Here is a 25,055-nt window from a genome sequence, read left to right on the forward strand (position 1 = left end):
AGGAAACAAAGCCCTCTATGATTCCACAAATCGCTGAGGTGGAGTGAAAAGAGGAAACAAAGCCCTCTATGATTCCACAAATCGCTGAGGTGGAGTGAAAGGAGGAATCAAAGCCCCCTATGATTCCACAAATCGCTGAGGTGGAGTGAAAAGAGGAATCAAAGCCATGCTATGATTCCAAAAATCGCCCGAGATATCATTATGAGTGGAATCTACAGCAAAAATTAGAAACAGCCAAATTGCCGCAGCCTTGAATCGTTCAATAGCCGCGGAAAGCCCCCTTTTTAGCCAATTGTAAATTCTATGTTAATCTGTATCCATTTCAAAAGGATTTTTATAGGTTAATAAGAAGATATAAGAATGCTTAAAAAGGGAGGACCATCATGATTAACAAAGCCGCTGCAAGAAAGCCGTTTCTTATGAAAATGTGGGAGCATTACCCTAAGCTTTGGAAAGGGTTAATTGATTTTGGGATACTGATGAAATACAGAACCTTGGATATCAGCAAACTTCCAGATAAAATCGTATTGCCGTCTTCAACCGTTCTTTATGTTGATGCAAAAGAGAATCGGGGCAGAGCCCTGCTGATCAGCGGAGGCGTGACGCAAAAGAGGCTCCTTTCTTTTTGGCAGCAGGCTGTTGAAGCAGTGAAGCCGGACTGCATCATTGATATAGGCGTCAACTATGGAGAATGTATTTTTTCAATGATCTATCCTAAACATACAAAGATTTACGGAATTGAAGCTAACCGAAATCTGCTTACATACATCAGCCAATCCAGGGATGCTCATCCAAATCAATCACAAATCAAGATTGTTCATGCCTTTGCTTCTGATTCAGACGGAGAAGATAAACGCTTTTTCATAGATAATCATTGGTCAGGAACCTCTTCGGCTTCTTATATGCCGGCGCATCACATGGTCGACGAGGTTTCCGTACAATCAATTACTGTTGATTCGCTATTTAATAAAAGCATGGATAATGAAGCCGTTCTATTTAAAATTGATGTGGAAGGATATGAAGCTTTCGTTTTAAAGGGAATGAGGAAATTATTTAAAAACAGCCGCTCTGTTCTGGGTTTTATTGAGTTCAACAGCAACTATTTTGAAAAATCAGGAGTAGACCCGAATTCCTTTTTTGAGTACCTGAATCAGTATTTTACAATTTATGTTTATAAAGAGAACGATGATATCGTAAAAGTCAAATCGCTGAAAATAGAAGTCCTTCATGAAATGTTTGGTTCCCGCTACATTCATACAGATCTAATTTTAGCGACGGACGCAGATATGGCAGATTCATTAACCGGCAATGAACAGAGCTGAAAAGAAACAGCTCTTTTTTTTGTTCCGAGATGTCTGACATCAATGCCCACTCCTCAGCAGGAAAAGTTCCGCATTGGAAAAATACACCTTTAGAAGCAGACCCTGCCTATCATATATTCTAAACTTGTGTTTGCGCTTTTCTTGTAAAGAATGAGAAGGTATTTCCGAATTTAGTTAGAACTAATAAGGTATAACGATTTATTTCAGAAATGCACGGATCACTCACAACATTCCTGGGTCAATAACTAAAGAAAGAAGGTAAAGAGATGAAAGGGGACTTCTTCTCAAATTACGAAAAGTATATTATTGTGCCGCTCGAAGATCAAAATGCAAATCGAGAATTTAATCCAGGCGAGTATCAATCGCACTATATCCTTACTCTGTCACTTTATGATTCACTCATTTCAACTTGGAGTGAAGCGGGCAAATTTGATATAGAAATAGGAATGGGCCTTGAAAAAGTGCTTGAAGACTTTAACCGCAAACACGGGGACAGTTATCATCTGCAAGTTCTGGAGCTGGATTATGAAAAACCATACTTTGTTTTAGCTTTTTCAAGCAAAGTGAAAATTGAAACAGAAGAAGCCGAAGACCGGATTTCCTATGTCCTTGAGATCCTGCTTTCAAATCATTTTTATGTCGGGCAAAGCTGGTACAGGCTGATTGGCGATAAAGGGAGAATTAAACGCCAGTTATTCAGTTATTCGATTAAAGAGTACTTTGCAATGGAATCGGCGAATGTTTAAGTGGAATAAAAGACTTGCATTAAGAACAGCATGAGGCATCCATATGGTTTATCAGTCCGTAAAATGATATTCTATGTAAAGAGCCGAGAAGGTATAGGAGGATTTTTACATGGATATTAAACTTATTGCACTTGATATGGATGGAACACTTCTGAACGAAAAAAAAGAAATTTCAGAAGCAAACAGAAAAGCAATCAGAGACGCTGAAGCCCGGGGCATTCATGTCGTCATCAGCACAGGCAGAAGCATGGCAACCCTGCGGGATCTTGCTAAATCACTGAGCTTATCTTCTTATTTGGTCACTGTAAATGGCAGCGAAATCTGGGACGAGCACGGTGAACTCGTGGATAGAAATATCGTCCATAATGATTTGATGACCTGGATGTATGACTTATCTAAGACACATAAAACAGGTTACTGGGCAACAAGCACAGAAAGAGTTTTCTTTAATGAAATGCCGGAGGATTTAAGCACGTTTCAGTGGCTGAAGTTCGGATTTGAAATTGAAGATGATAAAGATCGTGAAACCATATTAAATGAGCTCCGCAGCAGAGGAGAGTTTGAAATCACGAATTCAAGTCCTACAAACCTTGAGGTAAATGCAATTGGAATTAATAAAGCGAAAGGCATTGAGAAGGTATGCGGACTGCTAGGCATTACAATGGAAAACGTGCTTGCCTGCGGCGACAGCATGAATGACCTGGCGATGATTAAAGAAGCCGGTATTGGTGTTGCAATGGGGAATGCACAGGACATCGTCAAGGAAGCAGCTGACTGGGTCACTTTGTCCAATGATGAAGACGGGGTTGCTGAAGCAATAAAAAAATATGTATTGTAATTGAGGAACAGATGGCTTTTTCGCCATCTGTTTTTATATTTTTTAAAATTGAAAAATTGGTTCTGAATTGAATCGTCTCCACTTTTCTAAATTGACCATATGCTCTAGGTTTTGTACACTTAAGAAAGTTTTGAAACTAAAAGAAGATAAGGTGAGAATCTTGCGATTTACTATACATGGCATAAACGATGAACGATTTCATCGTCCGCTGCAGTTAATTTCAAATTTGTTTTACGAGGAAACAAAGCTGATGTTTGAAGAAACTGAAGCGGACATCAGCATCGTTTTTCAAATAGAAGAAAAGAATGGAAGTATTAGCGTCCGCGGAACTTTGACGGATCAAAAAGGATATGAAAAGTCTGCTGTACACGAAAAAAGTATTTCAGATGACCTGAGTGAAAAAGAAGGATTTAAAGCGGTTAAACATACACTCGTATACGTGCATCTGAACCTGCTTCAGGATTACACGGGTATGATTCAGCAGTGGGGAATCTTAACAGGCATCCGTCCGACAAAGCTTCTTCATAAAAAATTGCGTGAAGGCATGTCAAAAGAAGAAGCGCATCAGATGCTGAAGGAAGAATATTTAATTTCAGACGAAAAAATTCAGCTGATGCAGCGGATTGTCGACAGACAGCTGAGCGTGGTTCCCGATCTGTATGATCTTTCAAAAGAAGTGAGTATATATATTGGCATCCCGTTCTGTCCGACTAAATGTGCGTACTGCACGTTCCCTGCTTATGCAATCGGCGGAAGACAGGGTTCTGTCGATTCGTTTCTCGGCGGTCTGCATTACGAAATTCGTGAGATGGGAAAATGGCTGAAAGAGAAAAACATTAAAATCACGACTGTTTATTACGGCGGTGGTACTCCTACAAGCATTACTGCAGAAGAAATGGATATGCTCTACGAGGAAATGAACGCAGCGTTCCCGGGTGTTGATAAAATCCGCGAGCTTACAGTAGAAGCGGGGCGTCCGGATACGATTACAGAGGACAAACTGAACGTGTTGAAAAAATGGAATATCGACCGGATCAGCATCAATCCTCAATCTTATATTGATGAAACTTTAAAGGCGATTGGACGTCATCATTCCGTTCAGGAGACCATTGATAAATTCCATTTAGCACGCTCCATGGGCATGAACAATATTAATATGGACTTAATTATTGGATTGCCGGGTGAAGGAATAAAAGAATTTGATTATACTCTTTCTGAAACAGAAAAACTGATGCCTGAATCCTTAACGGTTCATACGCTGTCCTTTAAACGTGCATCAGAAATGACAAGAAATAAACAAAAATACAAAGTGGCTGGACGCGAAGAAATCGAAGAAATGATGGACCATGCTGTCAAATGGACAGATAAACATGGCTACACTCCATACTATTTGTACCGTCAAAAAAACATTCTTGGAAATCTGGAAAATGTCGGCTATGCGCTTGAAGGCCAGGACAGCATTTATAACATCATGATCATGGAGGAGCAGCAGTCCATTATCGGCCTTGGATGCGGCGCTGCCAGCAAATTTATACACCCTGAAACAGGGAAGATTACGCAATTTGCGAATCCAAAGGATCCAAAATCCTATAACGACAGCTTTGAACATTATACAGAAGCGAAAATTAAGATTCTTGAAGAAATGTTTGAGTGATGCTGATCAGAGAGGCTTTCCCATAAAGGGAGAGCTTTTTTTTTATAGAAGAAAAAAAATTATTAATCGTAATAATCTCACATGACTTCCTGCTTATTCACCCAGCTAAATAATCCAAGCATCCCCCAACATGAGACAGCTCATGGCTGAATAGCCTAGGGGAGTGAGGAGGTGGGAGAATTGAAAAAACTTTTGTGCGTCTGTCTGTTTATATTCTTGTTTTTACTTTCAGGATGTTCGGGTTCGGAGGATCCTGTTCAGGAGGAATTGCTGTCCTATGTGAATGAAATCCTGCCTGAGGTAACGGAGAAAGAAACGGCTGCCATAAGCGCATATGACAGTGTGTCCGGCGAAAATTACACGAATGATGAAGTCATGTATTCAGTGATGGTAGATGAAGTTTCGCCAACTTACAATTCCTTTATTGCTGATTTAGAAGAAGTTCAGGTCGAATCAGAAAAATTAAAGGCACTGCATGAAAATTACATTGAAGCAGTCAATATTCAGCATAGTGCTTTTATCTTGATCATTTCAGGGCTTGAAGAACAGGACCGGGGGAAAATTATCGAGGCGAATGAAAAGCTTGCGACAGCACGAAAAATGATCAGAGAATTCAGTGATGAGTTGGAAACGCTGGCAGAAGAACATGATGTTACTCTTGAAAAAGAGTACTAAATTCATGGTCAAAAAAATAAAGAGCAAAATAACCAGTCCTCCTAAAAAATGGGCTGGTTATTTATTTAATTGGGAGGAATTCATTTTGGTATATCGAAATTGTAATATTGTGGTAAAACAAGTCAGGAGGGATACTCATGGAGTGTAAAAGGGTTAAGAGAACTTTTAAAGTGGTAGGCATGAAGGGCAGTGGAGCTTTTGACAATTTCGGCATCGATGTTCCAAGACTTGCCCGGCAATTTTTGTCTCGTGCAGATGAAATAGAAAACCGTTCTGGTACTGAAATCGCTCTTTTTGAACCCAAAAGGGATGTTACCCACTTGAGAGGCCATTTTTATGCAGGATTAAGTGTTAATGACTCTCTTGAAGCCGTTCCAAATGGAATGGATTATCTCGAATTGTCTCAAAACTATGTCACGATTAGAGGACAAATGAATAATATCGGCAACCTGCATCACAATTTAGTGCACTGGGCAGACGATCAGGGGTATAAAAGAGACTTAGAATTTCCTATTGTTGAGACCTATCATCCTATGGAAAATGGTGAGGAAGAGGTAGAGATTTATTTGCCAATTAAAAGTTAACAAACTAATGCAGTAGTCAGTTTGGCGGCTTTTATATGACAGAATAATCATCTTGGGGTTCTGAGTAAATTACTCGAGCTTTTTTTTGCGGCTGATTTAATGGACTTTATAAAAGAACGGATTTTCATAGATATAAAACGTTCTGATGAAAGATTTCAAATTGAATGAAGGAATTTTCTGAAAAAAGATGAATGTTAATAAAGGGATTAAATAATGAGGCATTGCTGTCCTTTTTGTAAACGCTTTCTATCTAAAGGAGGAGTTTCTATGTATTCAACGATTGGAAGAGTATTTGATTTGACTGCTGAGAAGTACCCTGCAAAGGAAGCCATTTATGATGTAAGAAGAGGCATCAGGTGGACGTATTCCGAGTGGCAAAAAGAAGTGAATAAGCTTGCGAATGCGTTCTTGGAGGCAGGTGTTAAGAAAGGTGACCGGATCTCGACGTATTTATTCAATACGATTGAGCTTGCAACGGCTTATTTTGCCAGTGCCAAAATCGGTGCGGTTATCAATCCAATCAACTTCAGGCTGAAAGCACAGGAGGTGGCCTACATCTTAAACGATGCAAAGCCTTCCCTCGTTCTGTTTGAACGGGCGCTTGAGCAGCAAATCAGCGACATTCAATCGCAGTTTGACGAGATCTCCTTCTGGTTCATTGACGGTGAACCGCCATCTTATGCTTCAAGCTATCATGAGAAAGTTAAGCAAACAAGCGACAGGCTTATTGACATGGAAATTACTGAAAATGATCTGTATGCGATCATGTATACGAGCGGGACGACTGGGCGCCCGAAAGGAGTTCTTCATCGTCACAGGGATATGATCGAGCAGAATCATGTTTGTATTGCTGCAAAAAGGCTGACAAAGGATGACCGGGGATTAGTGGCTGCACCGATGTTTCACTGTGCCGAGCTCCACTGCTGTTTCCTCCCTCGCGTACAAGTTGGCGGAAGCAACGTGATTTTGCATCATTTTGAGCCGGAGCTTGTGCTTCAGCTGATTGAGGAAGAGAAAATCACCGTCTTTTTTGGAGCGCCGACGATGTGGAACATGATGCTTCAGGAGAAAATTGAAACGTACAATCTGACTTCCCTGCGACTTGGCTTGTATGGAGCAGCCCCGATGGCACCTGCACTTGTCAAGCTCTGCAAGGAAAAGCTGGGCACCGACCTTATCCAGGCTTATGGAATGACAGAGATGGGACCTGCCGTCACTTTCTTGTCAGAAGATGAGCAGCTGACTAAAGTAGGCTCAGCGGGAAAAGTCTGCTTCGGTCATGAGCTGCGGATCGTAAAGCCGAATGAGAATGGAGCATCAGAACCTGACGATATTCTCCAGCCGGGAGAGGTTGGTGAAATTATTGTAAAGGGACCTTGCATGATGGCAGGTTATTTCAATATGCAAGAAGCATCAGAAAAAGCGCTGTATAAGGGCTGGTATCATTCAGGCGATTTAGGATATTTGGATCGCGACGGGTTTTTATATGTGGCTGACCGGGTAGACGACATGATTATAAGCGGCGGGGAAAATGTGTATCCGCGAGAAGTTGAGGATGTTTTATTTGAACATAATGGCGTACTCGATGCAGCTGTTTTAGGAGAGCCGCACGAGAAATGGGGAGAATGTGTGACAGCCTTTATTGTCAGAAAAGATATGAATCTAACAGAACAAGAGCTTGAGAAATTCTGCAAATCGAGCGATAAGCTTGCGCCATATAAAAGACCGCGTAAATATCACTTTGTAGAGGCGCTGCCTAGAAACGCAAGCGGCAAAATCCAAAAATTTCTTTTAAGGGAAAAGCTCGCAGAACAGCCAAGCGCATAAAACAGGGGGGCTCGATTGAAATGCCGGCAGCATACTTGCAAAAAGAACATCAAATATTCCGGGAAGCACTAAGAAAATTCCTTCAAAAAGAAGCAGTGCCCTACTACGATCAGTGGGAAAAAGCAGGAATGGTCCCGCGTGAACTTTGGATTAAAATGGGGGATAAAGGTTTTTTGTGTCCCTGGACAGACGAGAAGTACGGAGGATCCGGCGTAGATTTTGTCTATTCTGTCATTATTAACGAAGAGCTGGAAAAAGTGGGGTCCAGCCTGATCGGAATCAGCCTTCATAACGATATCGTCGTGCCGTATTTTGATTCTTACGGAACGGAAGAGCTGAAGCAAAGATTCCTGCCGACTTGTGTGACGGGAGAAACCATTACGGCGATTGCGATGACAGAGCCAGGGGCTGGTTCAGATCTCTCAGCTGTCAAAACGACAGCTATTAAACAAGGAGATTATTATGTATTAAATGGAGAGAAGACATTCATTACAAATGGAATCTGTGCGGACTTAATTGTTGTCGTCTGCAAAACGGACCCAAAGGCGGTGCCTGCACATAAAGGCATCAGCCTTCTGGTCGTTGAAAGAGACACACCTGGCTTTAAAAGAGGCAGAAAGCTTGAAAAAGTAGGCTTGCACGCACAGGACACAGCAGAGCTCATTTTTGAGGATGCAAAAGTGCTTGCGGCGAACCTTTTAGGGGAAGAAGGCAAAGGCTTCTATTATTTAATGGATAAGCTGCAGCAGGAGCGTCTCCTTGTAGCAATCGGAGCCCAGACTTCTGCTGAGAGAATGCTTGCTATAGCCAAGCAGTATACAAAACAAAGAAAAGCGTTTGGAAAATCAATCAGTGATTTTCAGACTGTACAGTTCAGGCTGGCAGAAATGGCAACAGAAATTGAAATTGGACGTACTTTTTTAGATTCGGTCATTGAAGAACATCTGGCAGGAAAAAATGCGGTTACACGTGTTTCCATGGCTAAGTACTGGATTACGGACATGGCTAAAAAAGTGGCGTCAGAGGTTATGCAGCTTCACGGCGGATACGGTTATATGGAAGAATACGAGATTGCCAGACGTTATCGGGATATTCCTGTTTCGGCCATTTACGCAGGCACAAATGAAATCATGAAAACAATCATTGTGAAAAATTTAGATCTTGCTTAAACCATTCAGCAAAAAATCAAGGGGGACACACTTCCATGAGCATACAGAAAATAGCTGTTATCGGATCAGGATTAATGGGGAGCGGGATTGCCCAATCCTTTGCGGCAGCAGGAAAAACAATTTACTTATATGATGTTTCAGAGAAAGCGCTGGAAAAAGCACAAGCTGGAATTGATAAAAGTTTATCAAGGTTCGTTAAAGCAGGACACATTTCAGAATCTGATAAGTCAGCTACGTTAGAAAAGATCCGTTCTTTTACCGTGCTTGCAGATGCAGTAAATGATGCAGAGCTGGTTGTTGAAGCAGTTCCTGAGAATCTGGAGCTTAAAAAAGCGATTTTCAAAGAACTTGATAAATTAACGGGAAAAGAGGTCATCCTGGCTACAAATACGTCAGAGCTAAGTGTTACAGCCATTGCGGCTGCAACAAAAAGACCGGATCAGGTCATTGGCATGCACTGGTTTAATCCGGCTCCCGTCATGAAGCTGATTGAAATGGTAAAGGGAATTGATACATCTGATCAGACAATAGAAGCGATCAGAAAATTATCAGAGGAGATTGGGAAAGAGACTGTATTAGTAAAAGATGCACAGGGCTTTGTCACAACAAGAGCGCTGTCTGCTCATATGCTTGAATGCATCCGGATTTACGAAGAAGGAATTGCAAGTGCAGAAGATATCGACAAAGCGGTCAAGCTTGGGCTGAATTATCCGATGGGGCCGCTTGAGCTTGCAGACTTAGTCGGGCTTGATACGATGCTGTTTGTCAGCAATGGGATGGCGGATGCATACGGTGACCGCTTTTTGCCTCCGCAGCTGTTAAGAAAATTAGTTGAAGCCGGACATCACGGACGGAAAACAGGTAAAGGATTTTACACATACGAAGGAGAGAGAAAATGACACGGGAAGTAGTAATTGTTGAAGCGGTAAGGACAGCTGTTGGAAAAAGGAAAGGTGCCTTCAGAGAAACACATCCTGTTCATCTTGCAGCTGCGGTTTTAGATGAGGTTGTCACAAGGGCAGGTTTGCCGAAAGAGCATGTTGAAGATGTTGTTATGGGCTGCGTATCCCCAATTGCAGAACAAGGCTTTAACATTGGAAGACTGGCGGTTCTTGAAGCAGGATTTCCTGTCAGCGTGCCTGCCGTTCAAATCAACCGCATGTGCGGATCAGGCCAGCAGGCCATTCATTTTGCCTGTCAGGAAATCAGGTCCGGTGATATGGACATTGTCATTGCAGCGGGTGTAGAGAGTATGACAAAGGTTCCTATCTTAAGCGATGGAAACGACGAAACGATCCCAGCAAGCCTGCATGAAAAATATAACTTTGTCCATCAGGGCATTTCAGCCGAAATGATTGCAGAAAAACATCAGATTACAAGACAGGAGCTTGATGAATACTCGCTTCGAAGCCATAAGCGGGCTTTAGAAGCGATTCAAAAAGGAATCTATCAATCTGAAATACTGCCTCTGAAAGGGCTGAATAAAGAAGGAGAAGAAATTGTCTTTGATCAGGATGAGGGCCCGCGCGCTGATACTTCTCTTGAAGCATTGGCAAGTTTAAAAACGGTTTTCAAAGAAGATGGAGTCGTGACGGCAGGAAACGCAAGTCAAATGAGCGACGGTGCGGCTGCTGTCCTGTTAATGGAAAGCAAAAAAGCCCAGGAACTGGGACTAAAACCAAAGGCAAGAATTGTGGGACAAGCCGTTGTAGGCTCAGATCCGACTTATATGCTTGAAGGAGTGATCCCTGCAACTCAGAAAGTACTGGAGAAAAGCGGACTGACTGTAAACGATATTGATCTTTTCGAAATCAATGAAGCATTCGCTCCAGTTGTCCTTGCCTGGCAGAAAATGATTGGGGCAGATCCTGAAAAAGTGAATGTGAACGGCGGTGCTATCGCCCTTGGTCATCCACTGGGTGCAACTGGTGCAAAGCTGATGACGAGTCTTGTAAATGAGCTTGAACGCAGGAATGCACGCTACGGGCTGCTGACTATCTGCATTGGACACGGAATGGCGACAGCGACAATTGTTGAGAGAATTTAAATTATCTGAAAATAATATCAATTAGTTTCAGAACGAGCTATAATAATTAGTGAGGATGGAAATCTAATTTAGGGGGATGGGTATGGAAACTGTTACATATGCGGTACATGGAAGATATGCAACGATTGAAATGAACAGGCCTGATGTTTTAAATGCGATGAATGAACAAATGCTGAGAGAACTTCTTCAGGCATTGAAGCTTGCTGGTGAAAGTGAAGCGGATATCGTGGTTTTATCCGGCAGCGGCAGAGGTTTTTCAGCTGGCGGGGACATAAAAACAATGCTGAATTCAATAGATAACTCGGGCTTTTCAGGGGTAATGGATTTAATCTCAGAGGTTATCACGACATTGTATACACTGCCTAAGGTAACAGTGAGTGCGATTCACGGACCGGCAGCAGGTTTAGGATTCAGTCTTGCTTTAGCTGCTGACTATGTTGTCGCACATTCAAGCTCAGTTCTTGCGATGAATTTTATCGGCATCGGGCTTGTACCTGACGGAGGCGGACATTACTTCATGGAAAAACGCTTAGGCGAAGCGAAGGCCAAGCAATTGATCTGGAGCGGGGAAAAGTTAAGTGCAGATGAGGCGTACAAACTTGGTTTAGTTGACTTAGTATGCGACGTTGACTTAAAAGATGCAGTACAATCTCTTGTCAGCGAATGGCTGCAGAAACCTGTAAAAGCGATGATTGCGAGCAAAAATATTTATTCAGCTGTAAAGAAACCAGAGCTAGAAAACATCCTTTCACTTGAAAAAGAAACACAATATAACATGAGACAATCACAGGATCATCAAGAAGGAATTAATGCGTTTTTAGAAAAAAGAAAACCTCAGTTTACCGGCAAATGAACGGAGAGCGGTTGCGATTGTCGTAACCGCTTTTCACTTTGGTATTAGGAGGCGAATGGAAAAAAGAAAGTAAATCTTTCATTTTGGAAAGTATTTAGCAGACTTTTGAAAGTAATAAAGCGATTTTGGAAAGTAAGCCGATTTTTTTGGAAAGTAAACACAGTTATGCATAGAACAATGTCATTTCCAATAACAAAATTTACCTGTAACTAGGAAAAAATTATGCGCTTTAAAACGATAACTGGAAAAGAGCATTTTATGAAGGTATTTAGAGGGGCAATTAACCGCCAGATCCTATTTATAGAAAAAGGACATTCCTTATAAGGAATGCCCTCATCGATTTCACTATGATATTACTATTCTTATCTTTCAAATAAAATCAATTTACCGCTTGCCGATGTGCAGCGGTGCGTTTTTTTCAGATAGTTTTTCTCTTCAAGCTTTTGCCCGCCGACTTTTTTTGCTTCCTGGTCATTGGCAGCTTCAAAGCTTTCATCCATTAATTTTTCCCCGTCTTTATTAAATGCCGTTAAGTAATACATGCCCATTTAATAGCCCCCTTTGCATATGAAGTTTAAAAATTTAATAGGCTTATAACTATAATTCTCATCATCTTCTTTTTTTCCTGCAAGGAATGAAACATTTGCTTGATGAGTTTCGTACATAAGATAGACAGGAGGAATCAGGATGACATTACAATTGAATGGAATTACGAAACGATTTGGTTCACACACAGCAGTTGATCAGCTTTCATTAGCAATTCCAGAGAGTGAAATGTTTGGTTTGCTGGGAGCCAATGGGGCTGGAAAGACGACAACTTTCCGGATGATTTTAGGCTTATTAAACCCATCAGCAGGGCAAATTTTGTGGGACGGAAAGCCAATCGGCTATGATGCAAGTGATGAGATTGGCTATCTTCCGGAAGAAAGAGGACTTTATCCTAAAGTGAAAGTGCGTGATCAGCTTGTTTATTTAGGACGGTTAAAAGGGATGAATAAACAGACTGCGCTTTCAGAAATGAATGAATGGCTTGAACGCTTTAAGATTCCGGAATATGCAAACAAGAAAGTAGAGGACCTCTCAAAAGGAAATCAGCAAAAGATTCAATTCATTACAGCAGTCCTGCATCGTCCGAAGCTGCTGATTCTTGATGAACCGTTCAGCGGTCTAGATCCGGTAAATGTAGAACTGCTTAAAACTGCGGTATTGGAGTTGAAAAACCGCGGAACATCGATTGTCTTTTCAAGTCACAGAATGGAGCATGTAGAAGAACTGTGTCAGCATTTATGCATCATGCATAAAGGAAAGCCTGTCGTTCACGGGGCATTAAAGGAAATTAAGCGTTCCTTTGGAAGAAAAAATGTGATCGTTCATGCTGATTTTGACTTAGACTATTTACAGCACGTTGAAGGAGTTACTAAATCTAAGAAAACTTTTGAAGGAATGGAACTGCAGGTAACAGGTGAAGAGGTGTCTCAGGAAATCATGGCTTCTTTGCAGGGCAAAGGATTTGTCCGGAAATTTGAACTTGCAGAGCCCTCTCTGAATGATATTTTCATTGAAAAGGTTGGTGCCGCGTATGAATAAATTTTGGATCATCTTTTGGCATACATACACAAGCAAATTAAAGACAAAATCATTTTTAATTACAACCGGCGTCACACTGCTGCTGATCTTCGGGCTTACAAACCTGCAAAATGTGATTCATTTTTTTAATGACGGGGATAAAGAGGCAGTTAAGGTGGCAGTTATTGATCAAACGGAAAATGAAACGATTTATCCTGTTTTTGAGCAGAATGCCGGAACAATGGATAAGAAACTGCAGCTGAATCGTGCAGAGAAGTCAGAGGAACAGCTGAAAAAGGATGTCCTTGATGAAAAGATGGAAGGATACTTAATTTTGAGTCTTGATCAAGATGGCTTGCCGAAGGGTTCTTATTATGCAAGATCCATTGCAAACTCAAGTGTTTCAGAGACAATTGAGCAGTCCTTGCAGCAAACGAAAATAGCAGCAGGTACAGCAAATCTTGGCTTGAAAAGTGAACAGCTCAGTCAGTTGTTTGCTCCATTAGAACTTGAGAAAACGGCCCTGTTAGAAAATGCAAAATCTGAAGAAGAGCTTAATCAGGCAAGAGGGCTGGTCTACGTTCTGCTGTTCATTATTTATTTTTCGGTGATCTTATATGCAAGTATGATTGCGATGGAAGTAGCTGTAGAAAAATCATCGCGGGTAATGGAGATTCTGATCAGTTCCGTTTCTCCAATTAAGCAGATGTTTGCAAAGCTGCTTGGGATTGGACTAGTGAGCTTAACACAGTTCGGACTTATTATACTTGTAGGATACAGCTCTATTAAAGGAAATATGGAAAATACAGCATTGATGGGAGAAGGATTCTTCAGTTTCACAGAAGTGCCTGTCGCAACATTAGTTTACGCCGTTGTTTTCTTTATTCTCGGGTACTTTATCTTTGCGACTCTGGCGGCTTTTTTAGGATCGCTTGTCAGCAGAATTGAAGATGTTCAGCAGATGATTGCACCAATGACATATATAATTGTGGGTGCATTCATTATCGCAATGTTCGGTCTTGGAAACCCTGAAGCGATGTTCATCACGGTTACATCCTTTATCCCGATTTTCTCTCCAATGATCATGTTCTTGAGAGTCGGCATGCTGAGTGTTCCTGCATGGGAAATTGGATTATCAATCGGCATCTTAGTAATCACCATAATCGCACTAGCGGTCATAGGTGCTAAAGTCTATAAAGGCGGCGTGCTCATGTACGGCAAATCCTCATCATTTAAGGATGTCAAGAAAGCCTTGCAAATGTCAAAGGATTAATAAGAAGAGAAAGCAGAGCCTGTGCGCAACGGGTTCGGTTGAAAGGTGCAAATCGCTATATAACATATCAATTCGCATACTAATTCCTATAGGAATTGGTATGTTTTTTTTGTGGATATATAAGAGTTTACTTGTAATCCCTGTTCAAATTTAACATATAAAATTACATAGGAATTAGCAGGACTTTGCTGCTCGACAAATTCCTGCTAATTGAGGGCTATTTACAAATTATTCAGTATTACTTAGTTCTTTTAAAACACTGCTGATCAGATAGTTGTATTGATTAATGTTTGTATCCGTAAAAGCCTCTTTTCTATTCGAAGGAATATCTTCATAACTTATACTTTCACTGAATTGAGATTCTGAAAAATCATACCGTGTATGATAAATCATATTGTAAAAGTGCCACCCCTCAGCTAAAGGGGTTTTTCGTATTTCCCCGCCTAAAATGTCATTGACTACTAATGATGTTACACCGCACTGTCCTTTTGAAGGATTATCAATACTCCATTTGGAACTTGATTTTAATGACCACGTTTGTTTTAAAGATTGTAATAATTGTGCTTTTGTCACTTTTTCAATTGTATTCATTAATGGTCTTCCTCAATTTGAATATATTTTCATACGCCAATTATTGCATTGCATTAAGTTACCTGGCGGGTATTCAAATTCACAATCTGAAATAAATGAAAAGTTGAGCTTTCGGCAAATAGCATTTGAAGCAGGATTTTCAACTGATGGGAAAGCGTGTACGTATTTATATCTCTTCTCTCTAATGGTTTCATTAATTGCCAGCTTAACTGCAATAGTTGCTATCCCTCTACCTTGAAATTGTGGCAGTACACTCCATCCAATTTCGTAAACGTTTTCATCATTCCAAGTTGTTTGCCAATAGCCAACAGAGCCAACCGCTTCAAAATCAGGGGATTGTCTAATGCTAAACATTTTTCCTTTATCACCAAGTTCAAGATACCGTTTGTGCCGTTTTAAAATCTGTTGTTTACTTTCTGAGCCACCCAGATGTTCCATCATTTCTGGGGCGTTTAATTTAACGAGCAGTTCTAGATCTTTATCTTCCCAACTATTAATTTGAATTTGTCGTTCTCCAATTCGTTCAAAAATATCTATCAACTCCTTAAATTTTGTTTTCAATCATTATTCGCTTCAACAATGCTGCCCTTTACTTCAATAAGAAGTGGAGATACTTTTCTAAGCAATAGACCTATAACTGAATCAAGACAAAGAGTTAAAAGAAATAATCGGTGAATATCTGATATTTCCATTTTAATATAAATGTCCAATATCGTGTTTTATTAATGTAAATGAAAAAGCACGCCATTTTAGCTATTAAATGGTGTGAATTACTTTGCGATTTACTGTTTTTCACCTCATCTGTCTGCCGGGTCTGAACAGTCGGTTCCGCTTTTCCGGGTGTCCAGCTCCACCTCCCAACTCCTCGGCCAGAACGGCTCCGAAAGTATTGGCAAAAAGCGCCTTTTCTGTCGGATCCTTATCTGTCTGTCGGGGCTAAACGTTCGGTTCCGCTTTTCTTGTTGTCCAGCTCCGCCTCCTAGACCCTCGGCCAGAACGGCTCCGCCGGCAAAGGCAAAAAGCGCCTTTTCCATCGGATCCTTATCTGTCTGTCGGAGCTAAACGTTCGGTTCCGCTTTTCTTATTGTCCAGCTCCACCTCCCAACTCCTCGGCCAGAACGGCTCCGAAAGTATTGGCAAAAAGCGCCTTTTCTGTCGGATCCTTATCTGTCTGTCGGAGCTAAACGTTCGGTTCCGCTTTTCTTATTGTCCAGCTCCACCTCCTAGACCCTCGGCCAGAACGGCTCCGCCGGCAAAGGCAAAAAGCGCCTTTCCCGTCGGATCCTTATCTGTCTGTCGGGTCTGACCAGTCGGCTCCGCTTTTCTGGATAGAACGTGCATTCGTATTTCTGAGGTGGTACAATAGAGAATAAGAGAGAAGTAAAGGAAGGAAAGCGGATGGAACCTATTCGATTTATTCATGCAGCGGATTTACATATAGACAGCCCGTTTGCCGGAATGCAGCAGATGCCGGAAACGATTTTTGAAAGGCTGAAGGAGAGCACATTTGCTGCTCTGGACAAATTGATCAAGCTTGCCATCAGCGAACAGGTTGATTTTATCTTGATAGCCGGGGATTTATTCGACGGCGAGGACAGAAGTTTAAAAGCACAGCTGAAGTTAAAAAAAGCATTTGAACAGCTTGAGCTGAACAGCATTCAGGTATATGCCATACATGGGAATCATGATCACATGAGCGGGAAATGGCTTGCCCTTAGCTGGCCGCAAAATGTTCATATTTTTTCAGACAAAGAAGTAGAATGCAAAACTTTCTGGAAAAACGGAAATACTTCCGTCAATTTATATGGATACAGCTATCCGAAGCGGGCTGTTACCCAGAATATGACACCTTTCTATAAGAAGCAGAGTGAGGCAGATTTTAATGTTGGACTGCTTCATGGGTCGATTGCGGGCAATAACGACCATGACGTTTATTCTCCGTTTCTGATCAGCGACCTGCTCGAAAAGCAGTTTGATTATTGGGCGCTTGGACATATACATAAACGGACGCATCTTCATGAAAGTGAGCCGCCGATTCTATATTCAGGCAATATCCAGGGCAGAAACAGAAAAGAAACGGGAGATAAAGGATGCTATCTCGTTTCCATGTCTGAGGGCACCGTGTCGTATACGTTTAAACCGCTCCATGATGTGAAATGGGAAGAACTTTTAATAGAGATTAAAGGAAGTTTTGAGGAATGGATTGACAGCCTGCATCTGCAGCTTCAAGAGCTTAGAAGTGACGAGCCGCGTGTCGTTGTGATTCGTATAAGCGGTATTAGTGAGCTGTATGATTCGCTTCAGGAAGAGAATGTGCTTGACGATTTAATAGATCAATGGAATGAAGATGAGACAGAACGTGAGAATTTTGTATGGATCTCCTCAATCATCAATGAATCAATGCCCGAGATTAACAAGGAATCACTGCAGCTTGATTCTCATTTTTTAGCGGATTTAACAGAGATTATCAAAAACTTTGATGATTTTGAGAGCACTGTTTTGCCCCTGAAACAGAACGCATTATACAGGAAACACATACCGGCATTTGATGCAGCTGAACAGCAGCAGATAGAAAAAGAAGCAGAATACATGCTGTTTCAGGAACTTTTGAAGCATAGAAGATTGTGAGGTGAAAAAATGAAAATCATTGAACTGAATATCTATGGGTATGGACAATTTAATCACATAAATTTCACCCTGAATCCCCATAACTTTCAAGTGATTTACGGAAAAAATGAAGCAGGAAAATCTACAATCATGTCATTCATTCAAAGTATCTTATTTGGATTTCCCGCAAAAATCCAAAATGAAAACAGGTATGAACCAAAGCAAGTGAAAACATACGGCGGTGCTCTGATTGTTGATACCGAACAATATGGGAAGGTCAAAATTGAGAGGCTGCCTGGAAAATCAGCTGGTGAGGTTACGCTGTACTTTGAAAATGGAGATACAGGCAGCGGGGAAATCCTTGATCAAATCCTGTCTCATTTTGATAAATCGATGTATAAGTCTATTTTTTCATTTGATATCCACGGCATACAGCAGGTAAGCAAAGTAAGTGCTGATGAACTCGGAAAGTTTTTATTGTCATCGGGCTTGCTTGGGACAGATGCTCTCTTGCAGACGGAAAATCAACTGTTGAAAAAACAAGAACTGCTGTATAAGCCTAACGGAAAAAAACCAGAAATCAACGCAGCATTAAGCAGACTGAAGGCCCTTCATTCTGACATGCAAAAAGCAAAAGAACAAATCCAGCCTTACGAAGAACTCATGAAGGAAAAAGAAATGATTGAACGTCAGCTTATGGCAAAAGCAGAAAGCAAGTCTATGCTTGAAGCAAAATCAAGAAGGCTGGCTGAAATCATCGATGCTCTTCCATTATGGATTGAAGAAGAGTCGATTCTTTCTGAATTATCAAAGACAAACCAGTCCTTTCCTGCAGATGGATTAAAGCGCATGGATGAGATTGAATCGAAGGAAGAGCCGCTGCTGTCTGAAAAGAGATCTCTAGTGAGATTGATAGAAGAGCATCAGCAAGCAATACATCAGCTGAGTGTCAATGAATTCATTCTTTCGCATCAATCTGATATCGAACATCTCAGAGAGACAAACTCCGCCTATCATGCGAAAAAAGATCAGCATCAGCAGTACAGTTTGAAGCACGGGGCACTTTCAAGAAAAATATCAGAAGATAAAGAGCGGCTTTTTGCGGAAGCTGTAGATGATGAATCTGTTCTTTCAATTAACACCTCAATAACAGTCAAAGAAGAAATACGAGAAATCGTGTCGGACTATCAGCAGCTGCAGCAAAGAAAGCATATGCTCGATCAGCAGTTTGAACGGGCGAAAGAGAATCTGGAGGAAAGCGAAAACAGATTAACAGATTACGCAAAAGGGCTGCTTGGTGCAGAAGAAAGGAAGCTTCTAGAAGAAAAGGTAAAACAGCAGGAAGAAATGCAGCAGCAAATTCTGGATGAAAAAAGAGCAGAAGATGAATATCGGAGTAATGAAAAGAAAATAAACGAACAAAGCAAGTCGAACCAATCAAAGAAGAATCAAATGAACATAATGAAAGCAGCTGCGGCTGTTCTGCTTATTTTGTGTTCCGGCTGGATGATCTATGAACAGCAATGGTTCCTCTTGCCGATACTAGCAGGATTGATTGGCCTCGTTTTCTTTTTTATTTTCAAAAACGATTATGGGGAAGACGCATTTCTGAATCATTTACGGGACAAACAAGAGGAATTAAAACGTAAGCTTGAACAGTCGAGGGGACAAGAATATACAGATACGGAAGAACTAAGGGGCATCCTGTGGAAGGATGAACAGCTGAGAAGATCTCATGAGCTTGAGCAAGTGACATTCGCACAGAATGAAAGAGCGTATCACCGCACCGTCAGCGGTTTTGATGAATGGGAAGAGGCCATTTATCAATTAAACCGAAAAGCTAAAAAAGCGTACAGTGATTTTAGGATGAGCAGTGAATATTCGCCTCTCGCTCTGCCTGATCTTCTGCAAACATTGTTTCAGCTGCAGAAAGATATACGGGAGTGCTCTCAAATTGAAACGAACCTTGCAGAGCTGACATCAGCCCTTTCTGCTTATGAAAAACAGCTTAAAAGTGTATGTGAAAAATGCGGATTAGACCAAAAAACTGATTTGAATGAAGGCATGCGGAAATTGTCTGCTGCTCTCCAAGATTCAATGGAAAAGAAGAGCAGGCAGCTTATGTTTATAGAAAAAATTTCCGATGCCGAACAGCGATTAGCAAAAATTGAAGCAGATCTCAGCCTTCTTTCTGAGAAGAAAAAAGAGCTTTTCCATTTATCCCTGTCAGCTGATGCCGAAGATTTCCGTAAAAAGGCTGAAGAAGCGAACAAAAGAAGTTCGTTAGAGCAAAAATTAAAATGGATAGAGCAGCAGCTCCAGACAAAAAAGCATTTGCTCAAAGGCGGAAAGCTGGATTTTCTGATAGATTATAAAGAAGAAAAGCTTTTATGTGAGAAAGAACTTAAAGCGGGAATTGAACAAGAGAGGACCTTGCAAAGGAGGCTCTCAGAGCTTTCGGCTGCGCTTCAAAATATTGAGGAATCTGGACTTTACTCTGAACTAAAACAGAAGTATGAGCTTGAAAAAGGTGCTGTAAAGCAGCTTGCGCACAAGTGGGCGGTGCTCTCAGCCGCGAAAAATATGCTGAATAAAACGGTGGAATTTAACCGGTCAGTCAGACTCCCAAAAGTATTAGAAGGAGCTGAGCACTTTTTTTCGATCATGACGAATCATCAATACAGAAAAATCTTTCTTCCTGATTCAGAACAAACATTACTTGCAGAAAGAGCTGATGGAAACCGGTTTGCAGCAAATGAGCTTTCTCAGGCAACAGCAGAACAATTATATATTTCCCTGCGGCTGTCTCTTGCCCGTCATTTGAGCACGGAACAGGGCCTGCCGATTATTATTGATGATGGATTTGTGAATTTTGATTTTGACAGGACGAAACAAGTGCTGTCATTGCTTGAGGAATTTTCAATGCAGCATCAGATTATTTTCTTTACTTGCCAGGAGCATCTTCTGCCGCTGTTTAAAGAAGAACAAATTCTTGATTTAAAAGCTAAAGAGCAGGCTGCAAAACAAGTATCTATTGGACAGAGATTATTGTAAAATGAACTGACGAAAGGTACCTGAAAGGAAGTAAGTCATGCAGCAAACTACATATGAGAAAAAGCCTCTTGGCAAACCGCTCTTTTTACTGAGTTTTAACTTATTTATTATCATGGTGGGCATCGGCTTAGTGATCCCGATTCTGCCGTTTTATGTCGAAAAATTCGGAGCAGATGCAGCAACACTTGGATTTCTGGTAGCTGTATTTGCATTCATGCAGTTTTTTTTCGCTCCTATTTGGGGGAGGCTCTCAGACAGAATTGGCAGGAAACCGCTGATAACACTCGGGCTGTTTGGGTTTGCGGCGGCTGAGTTTATTTTCGCATGTGCAACGGATTTATGGATGCTGTTTTTATCAAGGATGATTGCAGGCATGTTCGGTGCTGCGATCATGCCGAGCGCAATGGCATACGTTTCTGATGTAACAACACCTGAAAAACGAGGGCAGGGGATGGGATATTTAGGCGCAGCAATGGGCCTTGGCATTGTGGTTGGCCCGGGAATCGGCGGCTGGCTCGCTGAATTCAGTCTTTCTTTCCCATTTCTATTTGCTGGTATTGCAGCATCACTTGCCGGAATTGTATCGGTCTTCGTTTTGCCGGAGTCCCTGTCAAAAGAAGCGATGGAGCAAACCATTGCTGAAGCTGAAAATGAAAAACGTGAAAATCAATTTGTTTTAATCAAAAAAGCTCTTCAAAGTCCTGTTGGCTTTTTGCTGATCCTTGTCTTTATGATGAGTTTTGCCCTAACGATTTTTCAGGCGATCTTTGGCTTCTATGCGTTAGAGCGCTTTGGTTACGGACCGCAGGAAGTCGGTCTGATCATCCTTTTAACAGGGATTGTAGGAACGATTACGCAAGGAGCTGTTGTTGGAAGGCTTGTGGCTAAATTCGGAGATGAAAGGGTTGTGACCTCTGCTCTTTTGCTGAGTGCATTTGGGTTTGTCATCATGACTTTTGCGAATTCTTTCGCAACAGTTTTACTGACAACCTCTATCTTCTTTTTGGGAAATTCCATTTTGAGGCCTTCTTTAAATACGTTTATCTCAAAATTAGCAGGAAGCAAGCAAGGTATGGTGATGGGGCTTAATAATTCTTTTATGAGTCTTGGAAATGTAGCAGGCCCCATTTTGGCGGGTTTCGTTTTTGAATATCAAATCAACCTTCCTTATTATATTGGTGCTGCGGTTATGCTTGCTGCACTGATTTCAGCGAAGGTGTGGATTTCAAGGAGAAACGATGCTGGTTTGTCAGCATAGCAGGAGTCAGGAAAAATAGATGGAAATTATGCTATACTCAGGATAATGAGGCAATTTGGGAGGGACCGTTTTAATGATGACAAAAGGAATTAATCATTACGAGGTAGGCGAGCAAGCAGATGTGTTTCTGATGGTGAAATCATCGACTAAAGGAATAGCCAGTAACGGAAAACCATTTTTAACATTAATTCTTCAGGATCAATCAGGTGAAATTGAAGCAAAGCTATGGGATGCGGGTCCAGAAGATGAGGTATCCTACAGCTCACAAAGCATTGTTAAGATTTATGGTGATATTCATCACTACCGCGGACGAAATCAGCTTAAGATCCGCAATATCCGAACTGCCTCAAGCACAGATAACGTGAAAATTTCTGATTTTCTTGAAACCGCTCCGATCGGACAAGAAGAAATGATGGAAAAAGTCACACAATATATTTTTGAAATGAAAAATCCCAACATTCAGCGGGTAACTAGATATCTTATGAAAAAACATCAAAATGAATTTCTTGAATATCCGGCTGCAACAAAAAATCACCACGAATTTGTTTCCGGATTAGCTTATCATGTTGTTTCCATGCTTGATTTAGCAAAGTCCATTGCAGCTTTATATCCAAGTCTTGATACGGATTTGCTATATGCAGGAGTCATTCTGCACGACCTTGGCAAGGTAACTGAACTCTCAGGACCTATCGGCACTTCTTATACAGTAGAAGGGAACCTGATTGGCCATATTTCCATCATGGTAAATGAAATTGCCAAAGCAGCCGAACATTTAGGCATTGAGGGTGAAGAAATCGTTATTCTTCAGCACCTTGTTCTCAGTCATCATGGAAAAGCAGAGTGGGGGAGCCCAAAACCTCCATTAATCAAAGAAGCTGAGATTTTGCATTATATTGATAATCTCGATGCGAAAATGAATATGCTTGACCGTGCTCTAGAGCGAGTGAAGCCGGGCGAGTATACGGAACGTGTTTTTGCACTTGATAATCGTTCTTTTTACAAACCAACCTTTCATAACTGATTTTTTAGAGTCTTTCTTCATTGAAGAAAGGCTTTTTAAGTTGTTTTTAATCAACCTGAATAGATCTTGAAGTCTAGAATAATAATGAGAAGCCTCTGAAACTCGGAGATTTTGAAAAAAGAGTGGAAGTCTAAGAATAAGGTGTGAATGTCTCGGAATGGAGCTGAAAGGCATCTGAAAAACCCCGGAAACTGACTATACGATTTACAGCATCCAAGAATCATAACAAGTTCTCTTTTCATCTTCTAAAAAATCATGTATAAATGGACCTGGAACCTCATATAGTGCAGTAAAGGGCTTGTCAATGAAAAGGGGGAAGCGGGAATGATCTTGCTGCCGTGGTGGGTTTACCTCTGCATACTTGGGATCTTATACAGCGGTTACATGGCTTTTTCAACAACAAGGAAAGAGAAGATTGTTGAGGAGGCCTATATAGAAAAAGAGGGCAATGTTTATATTGAAAGAATGCTTAAAGAACGTGAGATCCGCAGAAAAAATCAAGATGATGACATGTAAAAAACTCCCCCATTTACATTTAAATGGGGGAGTTTTGCTGTTATTGTCCTTCAGCAGGAGCTGCAGGAGCTGCTGGCGCTTTGAACGTATCTTCTAATTCTTTGTCTTTCACCTTTACATCTGCTTCTTTAAGAGCTTTGTCCAATGCTCCCTGAACAGCATCAGGCTGGCTTGTCTTTTGTTTTTTTACATCTGCTTCAAGTTCTTTTTTCATTTCTTCATACGGCTTTACTGTTTTTGTAACTTTGATAATGTGATAGCCGAATTCAGATTTTACAGGCTCGCTTACTTCGCCTTCTTTAAGAGCAAATGCTGCTTTTTCGAATTCAGGAACCATTTGTCCTTCGCCGAACCAGCCTAAATCTCCGCCGTTTTGTCCTGATGGATCTTTAGAAGCTTCCTTCGCTAAATCCTCAAACTTTTCACCTTTATCAAGTCGGGCTTTAATTTCTTTTGCTGTTTTTTCATCTTCAACAAGGATGTGGCTTGCCTGTACTTTGCCTTTTAGGCTTTCATAATATTGCTTAGTATCTTCTTCAGTAACTTTCACTTCTGTTTCAGCTGCTTTTTTGCGGAGCAGATCGACTTTTACCATATCTTTAACAGTCTTTTCACCTTGCTGCTGAATGACTGCTTCAAATTGAGGGCCGTATTGCTGAGTTAAGTTGTCAATTTCTTTGTTAACTTCTTCGTCAGAAACTTTGTACTCTTTGCTTAAAACTCTTTCATGTACAAGCTCTGTTAAAACATCTTTTCCGAAGCGGTCTTTCATGGCTTCATAAAATTCGTCTTTTGTTACATTGCCTGCTTTTGTTTCAGCAATGACCTCGGAACCGCTGTCATTATTGCTGCATGCGCCTAGCGCCAAAACACTTGATGCTGCTGCTAATGCAAGAGCAAATCTTTTCATCTGATACAACTCCTACTTCTGTTTAATTTAAAGACTGCCTAATAATTGGAACACTATACCACATTGTGCCATGAACTAAAAAGTTTTGCAATAGGACTAGGGTAATCAGGGCATTCGTCCAGGTCAAAATGAGAAAGCGTCCATATGATGTATGGAACGCCGATAAGGGAGGTTTTAACATGAGTGGAGGATACTCAAACGGTTTTGCATTACTGGTTGTATTGTTTATTTTATTGATCATTATTGGTGCTTCTTACATTTGTTAGGGAGCAATAAGGGCTTTAAATTTTACAAAAAGATTGCTTAAAACAAATGATAATTGCCTATTCGTTACATGATGATCGTGCATACAATAACTTACCGACGCATAAAAGGAGGTAAGTTATGGGAGGATACGCTGGAGGCTTTGCGTTAATCGTTGTTTTGTTCATCTTATTGATCATTGTTGGTGCTGCTTGGCTATAAGCCAAAATAAACATAGCTGACAGATAAATCTGTCAGCTATGATTGTATAAGCTGTGTGCGGATGACTGCGCGCAGCTTT

General features: G+C 41.0%; 24 protein-coding genes. 20 read left to right on the forward strand and 4 right to left on the reverse strand.

What is annotated here, in order from left to right; all coding sequences use genetic code 11:
* Positions 1-383 precede the first annotated feature (383 nt).
* From ABEQ24_RS12745 to ABEQ24_RS12795, 11 genes are all read left to right on the forward strand, one after another.
* Positions 384-1,322, forward strand: coding sequence for an FkbM family methyltransferase (locus ABEQ24_RS12745; RefSeq protein ID WP_430007131.1), 939 nt, complete (start codon positions 384-386; stop codon positions 1,320-1,322).
* A 266-nt stretch (positions 1,323-1,588) separates the two neighbouring features.
* Positions 1,589-2,068: a hypothetical protein gene (locus ABEQ24_RS12750; protein ID WP_309190609.1), complete on the forward strand. Its 480-nt coding sequence runs from the start codon at positions 1,589-1,591 to the stop codon at positions 2,066-2,068.
* A gap of 109 nt (positions 2,069-2,177) precedes the next feature.
* Positions 2,178-2,906, forward strand: coding sequence for a Cof-type HAD-IIB family hydrolase (locus ABEQ24_RS12755; RefSeq protein ID WP_430007132.1), 729 nt, complete (start codon positions 2,178-2,180; stop codon positions 2,904-2,906).
* Between the two features lie 160 nt (positions 2,907-3,066).
* Positions 3,067-4,560, forward strand: a complete 1,494-nt coding sequence (locus ABEQ24_RS12760; RefSeq protein ID WP_430007133.1) for a coproporphyrinogen III oxidase — start codon at positions 3,067-3,069, stop codon at positions 4,558-4,560.
* Positions 4,561-4,740: 180 nt separating this feature from the next.
* On the forward strand, positions 4,741-5,235 hold the full coding sequence (locus tag ABEQ24_RS12765; protein ID WP_430007134.1) for a hypothetical protein: 495 nt from the start codon (positions 4,741-4,743) through the stop codon (positions 5,233-5,235).
* A gap of 137 nt (positions 5,236-5,372) precedes the next feature.
* The gene (locus ABEQ24_RS12770) at positions 5,373-5,819 is read left to right on the forward strand and encodes a GyrI-like domain-containing protein (RefSeq protein WP_430007135.1); all 447 of its coding nucleotides are present in this window, start codon (positions 5,373-5,375) and stop codon (positions 5,817-5,819) included.
* Positions 5,820-6,086: 267 nt separating this feature from the next.
* Complete coding sequence (locus ABEQ24_RS12775; protein WP_430007136.1) at positions 6,087-7,646, forward strand: fatty acid--CoA ligase; 1,560 nt, start codon at positions 6,087-6,089, stop codon at positions 7,644-7,646.
* Positions 7,647-7,666: 20 nt separating this feature from the next.
* Positions 7,667-8,815, forward strand: a complete 1,149-nt coding sequence (locus ABEQ24_RS12780) for an acyl-CoA dehydrogenase family protein (protein ID WP_430007137.1) — start codon at positions 7,667-7,669, stop codon at positions 8,813-8,815.
* 35 nt (positions 8,816-8,850) lie between these two features.
* Positions 8,851-9,714: a 3-hydroxyacyl-CoA dehydrogenase family protein gene (locus ABEQ24_RS12785; protein ID WP_430007138.1), complete on the forward strand. Its 864-nt coding sequence runs from the start codon at positions 8,851-8,853 to the stop codon at positions 9,712-9,714.
* Positions 9,711-10,862 (forward strand): thiolase family protein, encoded by a 1,152-nt coding sequence (locus tag ABEQ24_RS12790; RefSeq protein WP_430007139.1) that lies wholly within the window; start codon positions 9,711-9,713, stop codon positions 10,860-10,862. The genes ABEQ24_RS12785 and ABEQ24_RS12790 overlap by 4 nt, the downstream gene beginning before the upstream one ends.
* A 76-nt stretch (positions 10,863-10,938) precedes the next feature.
* The gene (locus ABEQ24_RS12795) at positions 10,939-11,715 is read left to right on the forward strand and encodes an enoyl-CoA hydratase (protein WP_430007140.1); all 777 of its coding nucleotides are present in this window, start codon (positions 10,939-10,941) and stop codon (positions 11,713-11,715) included.
* A 362-nt stretch (positions 11,716-12,077) separates the two neighbouring features.
* On the opposite strand, the gene ABEQ24_RS12800 is transcribed toward ABEQ24_RS12795, so the two are convergent.
* The gene (locus ABEQ24_RS12800; protein ID WP_430007141.1) at positions 12,078-12,263 is read right to left on the reverse strand and encodes a YhzD family protein; all 186 of its coding nucleotides are present in this window, start codon (positions 12,261-12,263) and stop codon (positions 12,078-12,080) included.
* 139 nt (positions 12,264-12,402) lie between these two features.
* Between ABEQ24_RS12800 and ABEQ24_RS12805 the strand changes: the two genes are divergently transcribed.
* Entirely contained in the window at positions 12,403-13,302 is a 900-nt protein-coding gene (locus tag ABEQ24_RS12805; RefSeq protein ID WP_430007142.1) for an ABC transporter ATP-binding protein, read from the forward strand.
* The gene (locus ABEQ24_RS12810) at positions 13,295-14,554 is read left to right on the forward strand and encodes an ABC transporter permease (protein ID WP_430007143.1); all 1,260 of its coding nucleotides are present in this window, start codon (positions 13,295-13,297) and stop codon (positions 14,552-14,554) included. Before ABEQ24_RS12805 ends, ABEQ24_RS12810 begins: the two co-directional genes overlap by 8 nt.
* Positions 14,555-14,782: 228 nt before the next feature.
* On the opposite strand, the gene ABEQ24_RS12815 is transcribed toward ABEQ24_RS12810, so the two are convergent.
* Positions 14,783-15,145, reverse strand: coding sequence for a YunG family protein (locus ABEQ24_RS12815; RefSeq protein ID WP_430007144.1), 363 nt, complete (start codon positions 15,143-15,145; stop codon positions 14,783-14,785).
* 12 nt (positions 15,146-15,157) lie between these two features.
* Entirely contained in the window at positions 15,158-15,676 is a 519-nt protein-coding gene (locus ABEQ24_RS12820) for a GNAT family N-acetyltransferase (RefSeq protein ID WP_430007216.1), read from the reverse strand.
* Positions 15,677-16,543: 867 nt separating this feature from the next.
* Here ABEQ24_RS12820 and ABEQ24_RS12825 point away from each other — a divergent pair.
* The 5 genes from ABEQ24_RS12825 (at position 16,544) to ABEQ24_RS12845 (ending at position 23,601) form a co-directional block, all read left to right on the forward strand.
* Positions 16,544-17,773 (forward strand): metallophosphoesterase family protein, encoded by a 1,230-nt coding sequence (locus ABEQ24_RS12825; RefSeq protein WP_430007145.1) that lies wholly within the window; start codon positions 16,544-16,546, stop codon positions 17,771-17,773.
* 9 nt (positions 17,774-17,782) lie between these two features.
* Entirely contained in the window at positions 17,783-20,806 is a 3,024-nt protein-coding gene (locus ABEQ24_RS12830; protein ID WP_430007146.1) for an AAA family ATPase, read from the forward strand.
* 37 nt (positions 20,807-20,843) lie between these two features.
* Positions 20,844-22,064: an MFS transporter gene (locus tag ABEQ24_RS12835; protein ID WP_430007147.1), complete on the forward strand. Its 1,221-nt coding sequence runs from the start codon at positions 20,844-20,846 to the stop codon at positions 22,062-22,064.
* Between the two features lie 76 nt (positions 22,065-22,140).
* The gene (gene yhaM / locus ABEQ24_RS12840; RefSeq protein ID WP_430007217.1) at positions 22,141-23,085 is read left to right on the forward strand and encodes a 3'-5' exoribonuclease YhaM; all 945 of its coding nucleotides are present in this window, start codon (positions 22,141-22,143) and stop codon (positions 23,083-23,085) included.
* Between the two features lie 324 nt (positions 23,086-23,409).
* Positions 23,410-23,601: a sporulation YhaL family protein gene (locus ABEQ24_RS12845; protein WP_430007148.1), complete on the forward strand. Its 192-nt coding sequence runs from the start codon at positions 23,410-23,412 to the stop codon at positions 23,599-23,601.
* Positions 23,602-23,641: 40 nt separating this feature from the next.
* On the opposite strand, the gene ABEQ24_RS12850 is transcribed toward ABEQ24_RS12845, so the two are convergent.
* On the reverse strand, positions 23,642-24,511 hold the full coding sequence (locus ABEQ24_RS12850) for a peptidylprolyl isomerase (RefSeq protein ID WP_430007149.1): 870 nt from the start codon (positions 24,509-24,511) through the stop codon (positions 23,642-23,644).
* Positions 24,512-24,690: 179 nt separating this feature from the next.
* Here ABEQ24_RS12850 and ABEQ24_RS12855 point away from each other — a divergent pair, with 179 nt between their 5' ends.
* Positions 24,691-24,777 carry a YjcZ family sporulation protein gene (locus ABEQ24_RS12855; RefSeq protein WP_083328378.1) on the forward strand — a complete coding sequence of 29 codons (87 nt, stop codon included), beginning with the start codon at positions 24,691-24,693 and terminating at the stop codon, positions 24,775-24,777.
* A gap of 118 nt (positions 24,778-24,895) precedes the next feature.
* A complete protein-coding gene (locus ABEQ24_RS12860) occupies positions 24,896-24,976 on the forward strand; it encodes a YjcZ family sporulation protein (RefSeq protein ID WP_101567585.1) in 81 nt (26 codons plus the stop codon).
* The last annotated feature ends 79 nt before the right edge of the window (positions 24,977-25,055 follow it).

The organism is Metabacillus idriensis, assembly GCF_050483325.1.
In the GTDB taxonomy this organism is placed as follows: Bacteria; Bacillota; Bacilli; order Bacillales; family Bacillaceae; genus Bacillus_P; species Bacillus_P idriensis_A.

What these genes read in the sequence shown, in the direction of transcription:
- ABEQ24_RS12785 (WP_430007138.1), top strand. Translation starts at nt 8,851, where the DNA reads ATGAGCATACAGAAAATAGCTGTTATCGGATCAGGATTAATGGGGAGC.
- ABEQ24_RS12855 (WP_083328378.1), top strand. Translation starts at nt 24,691, where the DNA reads ATGAGTGGAGGATACTCAAACGGTTTTGCATTACTGGTTGTATTGTTT.
- ABEQ24_RS12745 (WP_430007131.1), top strand. Translation starts at nt 384, where the DNA reads ATGATTAACAAAGCCGCTGCAAGAAAGCCGTTTCTTATGAAAATGTGG.
- ABEQ24_RS12780 (WP_430007137.1), top strand. Translation starts at nt 7,667, where the DNA reads ATGCCGGCAGCATACTTGCAAAAAGAACATCAAATATTCCGGGAAGCA.
- ABEQ24_RS12850 (WP_430007149.1), bottom strand. Translation starts at nt 24,511, where the DNA reads ATGAAAAGATTTGCTCTTGCATTAGCAGCAGCATCAAGTGTTTTGGCG.
- ABEQ24_RS12750 (WP_309190609.1), top strand. Translation starts at nt 1,589, where the DNA reads ATGAAAGGGGACTTCTTCTCAAATTACGAAAAGTATATTATTGTGCCG.
- yhaM (WP_430007217.1), top strand. Translation starts at nt 22,141, where the DNA reads ATGACAAAAGGAATTAATCATTACGAGGTAGGCGAGCAAGCAGATGTG.
- ABEQ24_RS12795 (WP_430007140.1), top strand. Translation starts at nt 10,939, where the DNA reads ATGGGTATGGAAACTGTTACATATGCGGTACATGGAAGATATGCAACG.
- ABEQ24_RS12790 (WP_430007139.1), top strand. Translation starts at nt 9,711, where the DNA reads ATGACACGGGAAGTAGTAATTGTTGAAGCGGTAAGGACAGCTGTTGGA.
- ABEQ24_RS12755 (WP_430007132.1), top strand. Translation starts at nt 2,178, where the DNA reads ATGGATATTAAACTTATTGCACTTGATATGGATGGAACACTTCTGAAC.
- ABEQ24_RS12830 (WP_430007146.1), top strand. Translation starts at nt 17,783, where the DNA reads ATGAAAATCATTGAACTGAATATCTATGGGTATGGACAATTTAATCAC.
- ABEQ24_RS12815 (WP_430007144.1), bottom strand. Translation starts at nt 15,145, where the DNA reads ATGAATACAATTGAAAAAGTGACAAAAGCACAATTATTACAATCTTTA.
- ABEQ24_RS12805 (WP_430007142.1), top strand. Translation starts at nt 12,403, where the DNA reads ATGACATTACAATTGAATGGAATTACGAAACGATTTGGTTCACACACA.
- ABEQ24_RS12825 (WP_430007145.1), top strand. Translation starts at nt 16,544, where the DNA reads ATGGAACCTATTCGATTTATTCATGCAGCGGATTTACATATAGACAGC.
- ABEQ24_RS12860 (WP_101567585.1), top strand. Translation starts at nt 24,896, where the DNA reads ATGGGAGGATACGCTGGAGGCTTTGCGTTAATCGTTGTTTTGTTCATC.
- ABEQ24_RS12810 (WP_430007143.1), top strand. Translation starts at nt 13,295, where the DNA reads ATGAATAAATTTTGGATCATCTTTTGGCATACATACACAAGCAAATTA.
- ABEQ24_RS12845 (WP_430007148.1), top strand. Translation starts at nt 23,410, where the DNA reads ATGATCTTGCTGCCGTGGTGGGTTTACCTCTGCATACTTGGGATCTTA.
- ABEQ24_RS12835 (WP_430007147.1), top strand. Translation starts at nt 20,844, where the DNA reads ATGCAGCAAACTACATATGAGAAAAAGCCTCTTGGCAAACCGCTCTTT.
- ABEQ24_RS12775 (WP_430007136.1), top strand. Translation starts at nt 6,087, where the DNA reads ATGTATTCAACGATTGGAAGAGTATTTGATTTGACTGCTGAGAAGTAC.
- ABEQ24_RS12770 (WP_430007135.1), top strand. Translation starts at nt 5,373, where the DNA reads ATGGAGTGTAAAAGGGTTAAGAGAACTTTTAAAGTGGTAGGCATGAAG.
- ABEQ24_RS12800 (WP_430007141.1), bottom strand. Translation starts at nt 12,263, where the DNA reads ATGGGCATGTATTACTTAACGGCATTTAATAAAGACGGGGAAAAATTA.